Annotated in this window: 14 protein-coding genes; all 14 read right to left on the reverse strand. The window is 41.9% G+C overall.

Annotation, left to right across the window (positions count from 1 at the left end):
* Positions 1-5 precede the first annotated feature (5 nt).
* Positions 6-4,559, reverse strand: a complete 4,554-nt coding sequence (gltB, locus tag DWX96_RS04435) for a glutamate synthase large subunit (RefSeq protein ID WP_118056850.1) — start codon at positions 4,557-4,559, stop codon at positions 6-8.
* Between the two features lie 537 nt (positions 4,560-5,096).
* A complete protein-coding gene (locus DWX96_RS04440; protein ID WP_118056851.1) occupies positions 5,097-5,636 on the reverse strand; it encodes a thioester domain-containing protein in 540 nt (179 codons plus the stop codon).
* Positions 5,637-5,934: 298 nt separating this feature from the next.
* The gene (locus DWX96_RS04445) at positions 5,935-6,708 is read right to left on the reverse strand and encodes a hypothetical protein (protein WP_118056852.1); all 774 of its coding nucleotides are present in this window, start codon (positions 6,706-6,708) and stop codon (positions 5,935-5,937) included.
* A 54-nt stretch (positions 6,709-6,762) separates the two neighbouring features.
* Positions 6,763-7,098 (reverse strand): type II toxin-antitoxin system HicB family antitoxin, encoded by a 336-nt coding sequence (locus DWX96_RS04450; RefSeq protein ID WP_022242502.1) that lies wholly within the window; start codon positions 7,096-7,098, stop codon positions 6,763-6,765.
* Positions 7,095-7,346 carry a type II toxin-antitoxin system HicA family toxin gene (locus DWX96_RS04455; RefSeq protein WP_118056853.1) on the reverse strand — a complete coding sequence of 84 codons (252 nt, stop codon included), beginning with the start codon at positions 7,344-7,346 and terminating at the stop codon, positions 7,095-7,097. Before DWX96_RS04455 ends, DWX96_RS04450 begins: the two co-directional genes overlap by 4 nt.
* Positions 7,347-7,438: 92 nt before the next feature.
* Positions 7,439-7,828, reverse strand: a complete 390-nt coding sequence (locus DWX96_RS14230; protein WP_118056854.1) for a hypothetical protein — start codon at positions 7,826-7,828, stop codon at positions 7,439-7,441.
* Entirely contained in the window at positions 7,791-8,045 is a 255-nt protein-coding gene (locus DWX96_RS04465) for a helix-turn-helix domain-containing protein (RefSeq protein ID WP_118056855.1), read from the reverse strand. The genes DWX96_RS14230 and DWX96_RS04465 overlap by 38 nt, the downstream gene beginning before the upstream one ends.
* Positions 8,046-8,311: 266 nt before the next feature.
* On the reverse strand, positions 8,312-9,055 hold the full coding sequence (locus DWX96_RS04470) for a CPBP family intramembrane glutamic endopeptidase (protein WP_158561814.1): 744 nt from the start codon (positions 9,053-9,055) through the stop codon (positions 8,312-8,314).
* On the reverse strand, positions 9,042-10,505 hold the full coding sequence (gene folK, locus DWX96_RS14800) for a 2-amino-4-hydroxy-6-hydroxymethyldihydropteridine diphosphokinase (RefSeq protein WP_330416145.1): 1,464 nt from the start codon (positions 10,503-10,505) through the stop codon (positions 9,042-9,044). The genes DWX96_RS04470 and folK overlap by 14 nt, the downstream gene beginning before the upstream one ends.
* Positions 10,498-11,316: a dihydropteroate synthase gene (folP, locus tag DWX96_RS04480; RefSeq protein ID WP_117840851.1), complete on the reverse strand. Its 819-nt coding sequence runs from the start codon at positions 11,314-11,316 to the stop codon at positions 10,498-10,500. Before folP ends, folK begins: the two co-directional genes overlap by 8 nt.
* 66 nt (positions 11,317-11,382) lie before the next feature.
* Positions 11,383-11,889 carry an HD domain-containing protein gene (locus DWX96_RS04485; protein WP_117840850.1) on the reverse strand — a complete coding sequence of 169 codons (507 nt, stop codon included), beginning with the start codon at positions 11,887-11,889 and terminating at the stop codon, positions 11,383-11,385.
* A 13-nt stretch (positions 11,890-11,902) separates the two neighbouring features.
* Positions 11,903-12,457 (reverse strand): GTP cyclohydrolase I FolE, encoded by a 555-nt coding sequence (gene folE, locus DWX96_RS04490; protein WP_022242494.1) that lies wholly within the window; start codon positions 12,455-12,457, stop codon positions 11,903-11,905.
* Positions 12,447-13,769 carry a bifunctional folylpolyglutamate synthase/dihydrofolate synthase gene (locus DWX96_RS04495; RefSeq protein ID WP_117698167.1) on the reverse strand — a complete coding sequence of 441 codons (1,323 nt, stop codon included), beginning with the start codon at positions 13,767-13,769 and terminating at the stop codon, positions 12,447-12,449. The genes folE and DWX96_RS04495 overlap by 11 nt, the downstream gene beginning before the upstream one ends.
* 1 nt (position 13,770) lies before the next feature.
* Entirely contained in the window at positions 13,771-16,008 is a 2,238-nt protein-coding gene (locus tag DWX96_RS04500) for a DNA gyrase/topoisomerase IV subunit A (protein WP_118056858.1), read from the reverse strand.
* Between the last annotated feature and the right edge of the window lie 20 nt (positions 16,009-16,028).

Genomic DNA, 16,028 nt, shown 5'->3' on the forward strand with positions numbered 1-16,028 from the left:
CCTCCTTAATTTCTTGTATTCGCATAAAATGCTTCAATCTGTGCCTGTTCGGAAGACAATCCTTTTTCTTCCATCTGAACAATTGCCATTAACATACGGTTATAATCGTATGGAATTACTTTCTTGAACTTCGGCAGATACTCACTGAAGTTATCTAAGATTTCTTTTCCCTTTTCAGAATTGGTCAATGCTACGTGTTCTTTAATCATATCTTTTAATTCCATAACATCATATTTGTTTCCGACTTCTTCTGAGAATACCATTTCCTTATTGATTCTGGTATAAAGGTCGTTGTCCTCATCTAATACATAAGCGATACCACCGCTCATTCCGGCTGCAAAGTTTTTACCAGTCTTACCAAGGATAACCACACGGCCACCGGTCATGTATTCACATCCATGGTCACCGACACCTTCTACTACTGCAGAAGCTCCGGAATTTCGTACGCAGAAACGTTCTCCTGCCACACCACTGATAAATGCTTTACCACTGGTTGCACCGTAAAGTGCTACGTTACCGATGATAATATTTTCATCCTTCTTATATTTCACACCTGCCGGAGCGTAGACAACCAGTTTTCCACCAGAAAGTCCTTTTCCGAAGTAATCGTTGGAATCTCCTACCAGCTCTAAGGTAAGTCCCTTTGGAATGAATGCGCCAAAGCTCTGTCCGCCGGCACCGGTACATTTTACGATAAAGGTATCTTCCTCTAAAGTATCGTCATATTTCTTTGTAATCTCGGAACCAAAGATGGTACCAAAGGAACGGTCTGTATTGCTTACTTCTACATCAATGCTTCTCTTCTGTTTCTTATCCAGTGCAGAAGAAAGCTGTTTTAACAGTACAGTTTCGTCCTTGGTCTTCTCCAGTTCGAAATCGTATACATGTTTTGGATCAAATGTAACTTTCTCCTTTGGTCCTGCAAACGGGTTATTCAAAATCTTGGAAAGGTCGATTTCTTTTTCCCGGTCTGTCAAATCCTCTCTTACCCGGAGAAGGTCACTTCTTCCTACCATTTCATCAATGGTACGGCAGCCTAACTTCGCCATGATTTCTCTTAATTCTTCTGCAATAAACCGCATGAAGTTCTCTACATATTCCGGTTTTCCCGCGAAACGTTTCCGAAGCTCCGGATTCTGTGTTGCGATTCCGGCAGGGCAGGTATCCAGATTACATACACGCATCATCACGCATCCCATGGTTACCAGCGGTGCAGTTGCAAATCCGTACTCTTCTGCTCCAAGCAATGCAGCAATTGCTACATCACGACCGCTCATCAGCTTACCATCTGTCTCGATTCTTACCTTATTACGAAGTCCGTTCATAATCAGAGTCTGGTGTGTCTCTGCAAGTCCAAGTTCCCAAGGAAGTCCTGCATTATGGATAGAACTGCTTGGTGCTGCACCGGTACCACCGTCATAACCGGAAATTAACACTACCTGTGCTCCTGCCTTGGCAACACCGGCTGCGACTGTACCAACGCCTGCTTCTGATACCAGTTTTACGGAAATTCTTGCATCACGGTTGGCATTCTTCAAATCGTAAATTAACTGCTCCAAATCCTCGATGGAGTAGATATCATGATGAGGTGGCGGTGAAATCAAGGATACACCCGGTGTGGAAAGTCTTGTCTTTGCAATCCAAGGATATACTTTCTTGCCCGGAAGGTGTCCACCTTCACCAGGTTTTGCACCCTGTGCCATCTTAATCTGAATCTCTTCTGCACTGACTAAGTAACGGCTGGTTACACCAAACCGGCCGGACGCTACCTGCTTGATTGCAGAACATCTGTCTAAGCTTGTATTTTTACTTGCGATACGGTCCGGATCTTCTCCACCCTCACCGGTATTGGATTTACCATGTAAATGGTTCATGGCAATTGCCAGTGTTTCATGGGCTTCCTTGGAAATAGAACCATAGGACATCGCACCTGTTTTAAATCTTGTTACAATAGAATCTACGCTTTCTACTTCTTCAATCGGAACACCTTTTTTCGGGAAATTGAAATCCATCAGTCCACGAATATTGGCATCACGTTCTTCACTGTTCACAAGGTCTGTGTACTGTTTGAACAGGTTGTAATCTCCACGTTTGGTTGATTCCTGTAAAAGGTGGATGGTTGCCGGATTATAAAGGTGAACATCTGCGCCACTTCTCATCTTGTGACGTCCCTTGCTGTCTAAAGTAAGGTCTGTCTCTAATCCCAATGGATCATAGGCTGCAGAATGCAGAGTATCTACATCTTTTGCAATGTCTTCCAGTGTAATTCCACCGATACGGCTTACGGTATTTGTGAAATATTTATCAATTACTGCGGAGTCAATACCAATTGCCTCAAAAATCTTAGAACCCTGATAAGACTGAATGGTTGAAATACCCATTTTGGAAGCAATTTTTACGATACCACTGATAATTGCCTGATTGTAATCATGGATTGCTGCATAGTAATCCTTGTCTAACATATGCTCGTCTACTAACTGCTTTACGGTATCCTGTGCCAGATATGGGTTGATTGCACAGGCACCATAACCAAGCAATGTTGCAAAATGATGTACTTCTCTTGGTTCACCGGATTCCAGAATCATGGCAACTGCAGTTCTCTTCTTGGTCTTTACCAGATGCTGCTGCAAACCGGATACTGCCAGAAGGGATGGGATTGCCACATGGTTCTCATCAATGCCACGGTCGGAAAGAATCAGGATATTTGCACCGTCACGGTATGCACGGTCTGCTTCTACAAACAGATGATCCAATGCTTTTTCCAGGCTTGTATTCTTATAATATGTAGTAGGAAGAACCACAACCTTGAATCCTTCTACTTTCATATTTTTAATTTTCATCAAATCTGTGTTGGTAAGAATCGGGTTATCTACCTTTAATACCTGACAGTTAATCGCCTTTTCTTCCAGCAGGTTACCATCTTCTCCGATATATACGGTAGTGGATGTAACCACTTTCTCACGAATGGAATCAATTGGCGGGTTTGTTACCTGTGCAAATAACTGTTTGAAATAATTAAACAGTGGCTGATGGTCTCCTGCCAGTGCTGCCAGCGGAGTATCAATACCCATTGCAGAAGTTCCTTCTCCTCCGTTTAATGCCATCGGAAGGATTGCTTCACGCAGTGATTCGTAAGTATAACCGAATGCTTTCTGCATTCTCTGACGCTCTTCTTTGGTATATTCCGGAACACGCTGATTTGGAATCTTTAAATCCTCCAGTTTAATCAGGTTACGGTCAAGCCATTCACCATAAGGCTGTTTGCTTGCGTAATACTCTTTTAATTCATCATCATTGATGACTCTTCCCTGAATAGTATCTACCAGAAGCATTTTACCCGGGCGGAGTCTTTCTTTTACGACAATCTTGGTCGGATCAATATCAAGCACTCCAACCTCGGAAGAAAGAATCAGCTGGTCATCATCGGTAATATAATATCTGGAAGGTCTTAATCCGTTACGGTCAAGAACGGCTCCCATGACATCTCCATCTGAGAAAAGTATGGATGCCGGTCCATCCCAAGGCTCCATCATGGTCGCATAGTACTGATAGAAGTCTTTCTTCTTCTGGGACATGGTATTGTTATTTGCCCATGGCTCCGGAATCATAATCATAACTGCCAGTGGTAAATCCATTCCACTCATTACCAGGAACTCTAAGGTATTATCTAACATTGCTGAGTCAGAACCTTCGGAATTAATAACCGGAAGGACTTTCTGCAGTTCCCCTTTCAGTTCTTCGGACTCCATGGTCTCTTCACGGGCAAGCATCTTATCTGCATTACCTTTGATGGTATTAATCTCTCCGTTATGTACAATGAAACGGTTCGGATGTGCTCTCTCCCAGCTTGGATTGGTGTTGGTTGAGAATCTGGAGTGTACGGTTGCGATTGCAGATTCATAATCTTTATCCTGAAGGTCTGCAAAGAACTGACGCAGCTGGTCTACTAAAAACATTCCTTTATATACAATAGTACGGCTGGAAAAGGATACTACATAAGTATCATCATTAGACTGCTCGAATACCCGTCTTGCCACATACAACCGGCGGTCAAAATCAAGTCCCTTGGCTACTTCAGCTGGACGTTTTACAAATCCCTGCATGATATATGGCATACAGTCTACTGCTTTCTGTCCCAGTTTATCCGGGTCAGTCGGAACTTTTCTCCATCCTAAGAATTTCATTCCTTCCTTTTCCACGATAACCTCAAACATTTTCTTTGCCTGATTCCGTTTCAGCTCATCCTGTGGGAAGAAAAACATTCCGACACCGTAATCTCTTTCTCCACTAAGTTCAATATCTGATTCCTTTGCTACTTTAGAGAAAAATTTGTGTGATACCTGAAGCAGAATACCAACACCGTCACCGGTTTTTCCTTCTGCATCTTTACCAGCTCTGTGCTTTAAGTTTTCTACAATCTTTAAAGCATTCTCTACTGTAGCATGGGATTTGATACCTTTGATGTTTACCACAGCTCCGATACCGCAGTTATCATGTTCAAAATTCGGATCATACATACCCTGTGCTACTGCTGTACTTTCATTCCACTGTTCTGTCATAATCGTTCCCTTTCTGCTTTCTCTTTATTTTCTGTCTTACTTTGTTACCTGCACTCTGCTGCTTTAAAGTGCTTTTATTTTCTGAACTAAGTTTACACCCGGCGTAATATACTTTGCAATAGTTTTTTTCTTGCTATTGTCTGATTATTAGACAATTCATTTTATATTCTTTTATTGTATTTATATTTATCATTTTTTTGCATATAAAAAAAGCTTATGAAAACAATTCAACGTGTTTTTTGTTGAAAATATTTTTTCATAAGCCTTTTGAATTTGCCTGTTATTTTAAATTGTGTTTGAATTGTTTCTCAGTTGTACTGGGATTTCTTGGGAAGGTTTTGAGTGTATCTGCCTTTTCATCGAATACGGATATTACATAAGGACTGTAAGGGGCACTGGGAATTTCGATATACTTTTTTGCCTATCCGGCAACCGGTGCAAATTCACATCCATGTTCATATGCACCTCGCCGGCACATCCCTGTGCCAGCGTTGCCAGTATATCAAACGAAATTCCAAGTGCCCCTAACAGCCCTTATTATATATCTGTATTTCGATGAAAAGGCAAATAAGCATCAATATCCATAAGATTTACCATGTTTTTAATACCCTTATCGCTTTCATATCGCGGTCCACCATATCCATAGTAGGCTACTGCTGAAAGCAATGCATCATTGGATACCGAAGCGGTATATTGTCCATTGCTCGGATTTGCTTTACCTGGTTCCAGACAATAAACTACGGTTCCATCCGAAAGACTATACTGGTGTGTCTGATAACCATTGTAGTTAATCGTCTTTCCTACGGTTAAATCTACATTAAAATCATAGTTTCCAGAACTATAAGTCTTAACCATCAGCCCTTCATCGGCACTGGTTAACGCTGCCTGTTCTTCTGCATGCTTCTGATTCTCTTCTTCTGCCCTGCGTACCAGTTCATCAAAGTTATCAGAAAGAATTGATTCTTCCTGTTCCAGTAAACTCTCCGCAAACGCAGTCAGCGGACTGGCTGCCATACAGAAACATAATGCTGCAGCCATGAACGCTTTTAATTTCTGTTTTACTTTAAATCTCTTCATACTTTCTGTTTTCCTCCTTCCATCTGCTAAAAGAAAGCATATCCTTGTGAAAATACTTTTCACAAGATGTTACGGTATTCGTCAAAGTCCTATACAAGTACAGACTTTTCCTCATTACACGCACAAAAAAAGAACCGATATCATTATCAGTTCCCAGTTGCCTTTATATTTTGTTTTCTATCCTCCCTTCCACTAAACTATATGTACCGAATTCCGGTACAAGTATCTATAAAAAAAGGACTCAAAGTGAACTTACCTTGAATCCTTCTCTTACCATCTTTATACAAAATTTATCTCATTAATTAATGGATATGCCGGAACCTACCGGTCCGATTTCTCCACATCCACTGCACTGTGCATAAGGTGCCACATCCTGTACCCATACCTGCTTTGTTTCCGCATCATGGTGTTGTGTTCCCGTTTGAACTTGTACCCAATCTGTATGATATCCTCCACAATCCAGTCCATTTTTTATTGCATTTTTAAAATGACCAGTTGGGTCATCCGTTATATCTGCTCCACACTGATTGCAAATATCTCTAGCCTGCATCTCATATACCGGCTCGTCCCATGCTTCCTTAACAACCTGTGTCTCATAATGACCGCTGCCCTCATGCAGCACCCAGGTATGAACATGTGCCGGAGCTACACTATTGTCAGAAGTATTGGTGTTATTGCTGCTTCCAGTTGTTCCACCGGCATTACTGGTCGTTGTTCCGGCTGATGCAGTGCTGCCTGCACTTGCCTTATTGCCGGAATTGCTGTTGCTCTTATTTGATTTGCTTGTATTATTGTCAGATGGCTGTGCTGCAGTATTCTCTGCACTGGAAGTATTACTCTCCAGTTTTCCAGTGGTCTCCTGCTCTGCTGCTTCCTCTATTACCGGCTCTTCTGTCTCTGTAACTTCTTCTACTTCTTCGGTTTCCGGCTCTTCTGTTTCTGCCACTTCTTCAGCAGCTTCTGTATTTATAATAGTTTCTTTATCTGCGGTCGTATCTTTTTTCCCGCCACAGGCTGCCATACTTACTGTTATTATCAACATTGTTGCAATCATCGCTAATCTTTTCTTCATAATGATTTCCTCCCATCAGCTTTTCTTTTTTTGTCAATTATAATATAACAAACTCTACAGCTTAACCATATTGTCGATTGCCTCTTCCACCGCAGCATTTAAACTTTTTCCATGCTCCATAGCATAGATTGCAATAGTTCTATGCAATTCCGGACTAATTCTTACATTAAAAGTCCCCTTATAAGGTTGCTCTGGCTCAATATTTCTCTCCTTACAATCCTCAAGATATTCATCCACTGCATTATGGAAATCCTGCTCTAATTCCTTTACGGATGCCCCTTCATAGGAAATCAGCGATTTAATACCGATTACTTTACCAAATAAGCAATTATCTTCTTTCGAAAACTCTACTGTACCATTATAATTTTTGTATGATAGTAAGTCACTCATAATACGCCATCCTTTCTTAGTTTTTCAATCACCTGGTCTAAAATATAGTGTTTTAATGTCCCATTAGGATGAGGTCTATGAAAATTTATCACTTCATTAGAACCATCCTTTATAAATTTTACCCCTGAACCAGTGCCTCCCTGTTTTAATTCATATCCCAAATAGGAAAGTAATGATACCATTTCATCAAAGGTAAAATCTTTTGGCTTCTGCAAAAGTTTCTCTAATAATTTATCCTTTCTGCTCATAAATTTCTTCTCCTTTTATATTATACTCCCTGCTCACAGCAGATGCAACTAAAATTAGTTGCGCTCACATATATACCTTTTATACCTTGCCATTAAAAACATTCTGTTCTGACATCATCCCAGCAAAACTCTGGATGTATTCTTTTCTGATGTTCATCTATTTCACATATTCTTAAATAGATTTTATTACGTACCTCGGCTATAAGTGTATTAATATTCTTTTCTAATGGATATTTGTTTTGCGTATCCGAAAGATATGCTGTTTCGTTATTAAATATCGGGCAATATATATAACATCCATCCTCTTTCCGAATTAACGAAATATCGAAAAAATTTCGGTTCACATTTAATGTATAAATATTTAATTCCAATAAAAAAGTTAAATACTTTCCAAAATCATCCAATCTTGTAATACTTTTTACATCATCCACAAATTTTTCTATTCTATTGGACCTCTGCAACATCTTTCCCCGGTTCTTCATACTTAGAAAGTCTCTCCTCCAGCTCCTTTACTCTTTTCTCAAGATGAAGTATATAACTCATCATTTCCGGAATATATGGAGCTGGCGTATTTTCTTTCTGTTCCCATTTTTGATACGTTCTTGTTGGTATTCCAAAGTATGCGGCAAACCGGCTCTGACTTAATCCTGTTTCCTTTCTCATCTTTGTTATCTCCACCAGTATTGTATCTTCTTTCATAATATAGTGTACCTTCCAGTCCTATTATTTTTTCTATCTAGACTATACCCTATTAGGGTACATTCGTCAACAAGCAATCCAGGATTGTTATCATATCCATCAACAAATATCTTCTACCTTTTTAGCTTCTCATATTTCCAGTTTCTCTCCATTTTTTCAAAAAAATTCCCCTTAAGCAGACTAAGAACATTTACCTTATCTACCAAAGGGGAATTTTATCAAATTAGATTCCTTTTATTTTTACATTTTATTCAATTAACCAGATTTTACTTCTCTTTTCCACTACGGAAAGCCAGCAGCAATAACACCACAATCAGCACGCTCTCCACCACGGTGCATATGACACTTCCCGTCATGGATGCATCCATGAAATGAAACAGCTTTGTCTCACTTCGAAGTACCGATACCAGATTCGTTACCATATGGGCTGCCATGGCTGCGCCAAGCCCTTCCTGTTCCATGATGACTGCCAGCAAGAGTCCTACCGCTGTGGCATATAGGAACTGCACCAGATTAAAATGCATGGCTCCAAATAATACTGCCGATAATACAATTGCCGTCTTCACTCCCAAAAACGCTTTCAAACGCTGGTAAACGATGCCGCGGTAAAGAAGTTCCTCTAAGAACGGAATTATGATACAGGTTCCAAGTATTTCCAATGCCAGGCTGCTGCCGTAAAATGCAGCACTTACTTCCTGATAGCTCTGCGATGTTTCTTTTAAGCCGGTATATCCGATAAGATTATTTAACACTACACCAAATAAGCCTGCAGCTGCTGCAAATAAAAAGGTTCGTAGCAGATTTGCCATTTTCCCGCCATCCTCTTTCCGATAGAAAGCATAGATAAAGGGAAATGCTATCACCGTTGCAATAATCTGATAAATCATATAATTTTCATTGGTCATTGCATGGATGATATTTAACACAAACATCACAACGTTGGTTACTACAAAATAAATACCAATGGGATAAATCACTTCCCAGATGCGAAGTAGCTTATAATCTTTCAATATATTCTGCCGCCTCCTCAATACTGTCACAGATTGCTTTTGCACCAGCCTCCTGCAACTCTTCTTTCGTTCCGAATCCATAAGTGATGCCGATGCAGTCCATATGTGCTTCTTTGGCTCCTGATACATCAAATCTGGTATCTCCAATCAATACTGCCTCGGTAGTATCATAAATATGCATCCGCTTTATCGTTTCCTGCAACACCTCATATTTGCTGTCTATTCTGCCATCCATTGTGGCTCCCACCACTTCATCAAAATAGGAGAGGATGTGGAAATGCTCCAAAATACGCCGGCAGGATTCTTCCGGCTTGCTGGATGCCAGTCCGATACGATAGCCTTTTCGCTTGAGAGATTTCAAAGCATCCTCAACACCATCAAAAAGGCTGCATTCAAAGATACCGGTTGGATGATAGCGTTCCCGGTACTTGGCTACTGCCGCTACTGCGGTCTCTTCATCCATGCCATAATGTTCCATAAAAGTATTTTTAAGTGGCGGTCCGATAAAGAATTCAAGCTTATCTGCATCCGGTTCGTCAATACCATATGCCTTTAGGGCATACTGGGCACACTTTGTTATTCCTTCCTTGGAATTGGTAATGGTTCCATCCAAATCAAATAAAACAATGTCTTTTCTGCCCTTCAGTTCCTGTTTCATCTGAAGCACCGTCTTTTTTAACACCGGATGCCAGAGATATGGTGCGATTTCACACAACGGTTCTAACACAAACAGGCGGTTTGCCATATCAATATGCGGAATCGTAAGTTCCGGGGTAGATATCACTTCATCATCATAAAATAAAATATCAAGGTCTATCGTTCTTGAGCCCCAGCGCATCTTACGCTCCCGGTTGCCATGAGCTTCTATAGCATGAAGCTTCTCCAATAATTCTTCCGGTGTATACAGGGTTCGAAGTTCCAGACATCCATTAAAAAATGCGCCTTCTGCCACGCCGCCATAAGGTTCTGTCTCGAGGATATCAGATACCTTTCCTACCTTGCAGTCTTCTAAGTTCCGCAGTTCTTCAACGGCATCTTCAATATATTTTCTCCGGTCGCCCATATTGGAACCAAAGGCAAGATATACCTTATGCCAGCCCCGTTCTATTTCCACTGCCACATCTGATAAAGGCAGTCCCACCGGTGCCCATGGTTTATGTATGGAAAATTTTAATTTCTGAATCAATGGAAAATGCAATAACACTGCCCGTGCTGTCTGCTCTGCTGCAGCTTCAATCAGCTTATAGGTATGTGTCGTCAGAAATTCTGTTACAAAATGGCTGACTTCTCCATAATTTACCGATTCTGTCAAATCATCCGAATATCCGGCTTTTCTGGTTGGTAAATAAAGTTCCATATTGATTAGAAACTTCTGTCCAAGCTTTGTCTCCTCCGGAAACACTCCATGATTTGCAAATAGTTCAAGATTTTCTATGATAATCTTATCCATGTAATCCTCCATCCCTGATTGCTTCTGCCATCTTAATTGCCTCTGCATTGGCACGCACATTGTGTACGCGGACAAATCCGCAATGTGCCCATACGGCATAAGCACTGGTTACTGCTGTGGCTGTATCACGTTCCTTTGCCGGAACATCCAGTGTCAGACCGATTACTGACTTCCGGGATGTGCCAAGCAGCACCGGATAGCCCAGTTCATTCAGTTCTCCCACACATCGGATGGCTTCTAAATTATTCTCATAAGTCTTGCCAAATCCTACACCCGGGTCTGTCATGATGCCATCTTCACGAATCCCCGCTTCCTTTGCAAGACGTAATGTTTCCCGTAAATCATTTTTCATATCTTCCATAAAGTTCTTATAATCTGCTTCGTTGCGGTTGTGCATCAGACAGCATGCGGCATCATATTTTGCAATCACGCCAGCCATTTTATCATCTGCTTTCAGTCCCCAGATGTCATTTAAAAGATGTGCTCCTGCCGCAAGGTTAGCCTCTGCCACCTTACTTTTATAGGTATCTACGGAAACCGGCACATCAAAACGGCTTACAATTGCTTCTACCACCGGAACAGTACGCTCAATTTCTTCTTCATCAGAAATCTTTGTATAACCCGGTCTTGTGGATTCTCCACCCACATCGATGATATCTGCCCCCTGTTCCATCATTTCTTCTACATGCTTTAATGCAAGGTCTAACTGGTTATAACTTCCCCCATCCGAAAAAGAATCCGGTGTTACATTTAAGATTCCCATTACATAAGTATGATTTGCTGTGTCAAATGTCCGATTGCCTATTCTCATTTTTCTTCTCCTTTTATGCTGTCTGTAGAACCTGCTACCAACAGCTTCTTGCGGATGCCTGGCAGCTTAAAACCAGGTCTCCGGTTTATTTTTCTCTTCTTCACTCCACTTGCAGCTGTCTGCTGCTTCACAGGCAAAGCACATACGGGATGCCTTATCCGCCCATTTCATAAGCTGTGTAAATGCTGTCTGCCATAATTTCTCCCCGTGCAGCTCACTGCAGGTCTCCCTGCGGTGAGCCAGAATTGCCTGGCAGATGATAGCTCCTTTTTCCTTCGGATAGCCTATAGTCGCAAAAATCTCTCCTGCAAATTCGGCAGATGCCGCTGCATGAGAGATTCCCTGTTCATATTCTTTCATACGACCGATATCATGAAGCAGGGCATAAAGATATATCATCTCTTCATCCAAACCAAGCTGCTCCTTTAAATTGCGAATCTGTGCCAGACGTGCCACATCCATAAAATGTTCCATATTATGTCTGCAATAGATTCTGTCCGCTTCCAGACGGGCAATTTTCTTTACGGTTTTCCGGTATTGCTCCTGATGCAAAAGTCTCGCTACATATTCCATTTCATCACCATATCTAACGCACCATCTGGAAAAATTTATTTACCAGACGCTCATCCTCATTAAAGATACCACGGGTCACATAAGTAACCGTCCTGCTGCCCGGCTTCTTAATACCACGCATCGTCATACACATATGCTCTGCTTCCATCATGACCATAACACCCTTCGGCTTTAACTGCTCCATCAGTGCATCTGCCACCTGTGCCGTAAGCTGCTCCTGAATCTGAAGCCGTCTTGCATAGATTTCCACGGTTCTTGCCAGCTTGCTGATGCCGACTACTTCTCCATTTGGAATATAAGCAACGTGGGCTTTTCCATAAAATGGAAGCATATGATGCTCACAGGTAGAATAAAAAGTAATATCCTTTTCTACTACCATCTCATTGTTGCTGGCATGAAATCTTTTCTTTAAAGGCTCTGCGGCATCCATGTCCATTCCGCCAAAGATTTCTTCATACATCCGTGCAATACGATCCGGAGTCTCAAGTAAGCCCTCCCGGTTCACATCTTCGCCAATGCCTTCTAATATCAGCCGTACTCCTGCTTCCACTTTCTCTTTATCTATCATTCTTCTGTCCTTCCCGATACTGTATGACAGCCTGCTTTGCCTCTGCAAGATATGACAAGGAGCCAAATATCAGCACCACATCTTCTCTCGAGCTCTCAGCAATTGCATGTCTTACCGCATCTTCAATCAAAGGTTCTGTTATTACTGTTTGATAGCCTGCTGCCTTCGCTTCCTCCGCCAGCTTCTCTGCCGGAAGTGCCCTGCCATTATGCGGCGTTACCGCATATACAGTTTCCGAATAAGGACGCATTATCTTTAAAATCTTCTCATGTGCCTTATCAGCAAGCACCCCTATTATATAGGTTATCTTACGATTTGTAAAACAGTTTTCCAGCGTTTTTGCAAGTTGCAGTGCTGCGCCCTCATTATGGGCACCATCCAGAATGCATAATGGTTCCTCTAAAACACGTTCAAAACGCCCATTCCAGCAGACCTTCTGAAAGCCATTTTGTATCACCGATAAGGTAAGCTGCGGAAATGTTTTCTCTTTCAATACTTCTATTACTTTAAGCGCACAGGCTGCATTGGCTGCCTGATAGGCTCCGGTCAGCGGAAGCTTTATCTTCCACTGTGAATTATCTTCTCTTACATAATCAAACTGCATTCCATTCATATCATACAAAAGATTTCTTATGGCATCCTTCCTCGGCTGGTACAGCTGTGCTTTAAGCCGCTCTGCCTCCTTGACAAGAACCTCTGTCACAGCATCTTCCTGCCAGGCAGATACCACCGGGCAGTTCTCTTTTATGATTCCAGCCTTTGCAGATGCAATCTCTGATAACGTATTTCCCAGGAACTGCATATGATCCATGCTGATAGAAGTAATGACACTGCAAATGGGATGGGTAATCAGATTGGTTGCATCCTCTCTTCCCCCCATGCCGGTTTCCAATAACACCACATCACAGGCTTCTTCTTTAAAATATAAAAACGCTGCTGCAGTCTCTACCTCAAAGGAGGTCGGATGCGGAAGTCCTTTTTCTGTCAGTGTAAGACAGGCTGTCTTTACTTTTTCCATCAAGGCAGCGTATGCTTCTTCGGAAACTGCTTTTCCGTTTATCTGCCAGATTTCCCGATAGGAAAAGACTGCCGGCGAGCTGTATCTTCCCACTTTTAATCCTGCTTCTGAAAGCACCGCCTGAAGCATTGCACCCACAGAACCTTTTCCATTAGTTCCTGCAATATGAATGATGGTAAGTTCTTCCTGCACATCCCCCAGTTCTTTCATCAGTGCACGGATACTGTCCAGTCCTAATATACTGCCATATTTTTTTGTTTCTTCTACAAATGCAAGTGCCTGCTGATATGTCAATTTATTTCTTTACTCCTTTGGTTGCACGGTTTCCAATATGAAGCCGGTTCAATGCAATTTCTTTATCTTTTACCATGACCACCGGCGGTTCTTCCTCACCCAGTGCATAGATGTTGGTCAGTTCATCCCCTGCTGCAAGCTTCATTCCGCAGACTCCGATTGCCCCCTTCTTCTTCTCAGGAATCGTATCTGCTGCGATCCTAAGGAACATGTCCTTTGCCGACTGCATAACAATAGTCATATTTTCTTCTACCGGTGCTACGAATATAACTGCATCATCATCTGCAAGCTTCGTGGCAGCTGTGGTACGTTTTGCTACGTCAAATTCTTTTCCATCCACCTGTTTTAACATGGCTGTCTTCGTTCCAAATAAAAGCTTCTGCGTACACAGTGCTGCCAGATCCGTGATATAAATCAACTGCTCTTTAGAGCTGTCATAATTACTTACATTATCAATCGGCTGTCCCTTGTCACGGAATTTTCCAAACGGCAAATCGACTACCTTCAGCAGATGCATCTGTCCGGTATTGGTAAAGATGCAGATTTTTCCGGTATTCATACAATGAAGTACATAACGGTTCTCGCTGTCTGCTGCTTCTTTATTACGCTCATAAGCCGCCACATCAATGGTTTTCGCATAGCCAAAACGATCCATCAAGAAGACTACTTCCATCTCTTCCATCTTCTTTTCTTCATAAACGGCAGCTTCCACATTGTCGATATGGGTACGGCGTTTTCTGGAATAGTTTTTCTTAAGACCATCCAATTCCTTCATAATTACCTTCGCCATTGTACTGCGGTTGGTAAGAATATCTTCGTATTCTGCGATATTCTTTAATGTGGTATTATGCTCATCCATCAATGCTTCCACTTCCAGACCAATCAGCTTATAGAGGCGCATCTCTAAAATTGCTGTTGCCTGACGTTCTGTAAAGTTTAACTTCGAAGCTTTCTTTTCGGATTCTTTCGTTTTGAATTTAATATTTTCGGTCACACCGTTCATCAGACAGTTTTTCGCATCCTTGATATTACGGCTTCCTCTTAAGATTTCAATAATTAAATCAATGACATCGCAGGCACGGATTAAGCCTTCCTGAATCTCTTTCTTATCCAGTTCTTTTGCCAGTAATGTCTTATATTTTCTGGTAGCAAGCTCATACTGGAACTTTACATGGTGGCGGATAATCGGAACCAGTCCCAGAGTCTCCGGTCTTCCGTCTGCTACTGCCAGCATATTGACACCAAAAGTATCTTCTAATTTTGTCTTCTTATAAAGGAGATTGCAAAGATTCTGTGCATCTGCTCCTTTTCGAAGTTCGATAACAATGCGGATTCCCTCCTTGGATGACTGATTGGAAATATCCACAATATCATTTGTCTTCTTGGTCTCAACCAGACTGTAGACATCATTTAAGAATTTTCCAATATTGGCTCCAATCATGGTGTATGGAATTTCCGTAATAATCAGGTGCTCTTTTCCGCCTTTTACTGCTTCAATTTCTACTTTTCCACGAACCTTAATCTTACCGATTCCAGTCTCATAAATGGAAAGCAGTTCATCCTGGTTGGTCACAATTCCACCGGTCGGGAAATCCGGTCCCTTGATGTATTTCATCATTTCTTCTGTTGTAATATCCGGATTCTTCATATATGCTTTGACACCATCAATGACTTCGCCAAAATTATGCGGTGGAATGCTGGTTGCCATACCAACGGCAATACCCTCTGCTCCGTTTACCAAAAGGTTCGGCACCTTTACCGGAAGTACTTCCGGTTCTTTTTCTGTCTCGTCAAAGTTTGGCACAAAATCTACTACATCTTTATCCAGATCCGCAAGGTATGCTTCCTGGGTAATCTTCTGCAGGCGAGCCTCGGTATATCGCATCGCCGCCGCTCCATCTCCCTCGATGGAACCAAAGTTACCATGGCCATCTACCAGTGGCAGGCCTTTCTTAAATTCCTGAGCCATTACCACCAGTGCATCATAAATGGAGCTGTCACCGTGCGGATGATATTTACCCATGGTATCTCCCACGATACGGGCACATTTACGGTAAGGTTTATCATAACGGATGCCAAGTTCGTGCATATCATAAAGTGTTCTTCGCTGTACCGGCTTCAGACCATCTCTGACATCCGGCAATGCTCTTGCGATAATAACGCTCATGGCATAATCGATATAAGATTTCTGCATTACTTCCGAATACTCGGTGCGGATAATCTGTTCTTTCGTTTCCATAATCTATCCAATTCCTTCCT

The organism is Roseburia sp. AF22-2LB (genome assembly GCF_003461125.1).
Lineage (GTDB): Bacteria > Bacillota > Clostridia > Lachnospirales > Lachnospiraceae > Roseburia_C > Roseburia_C amylophila.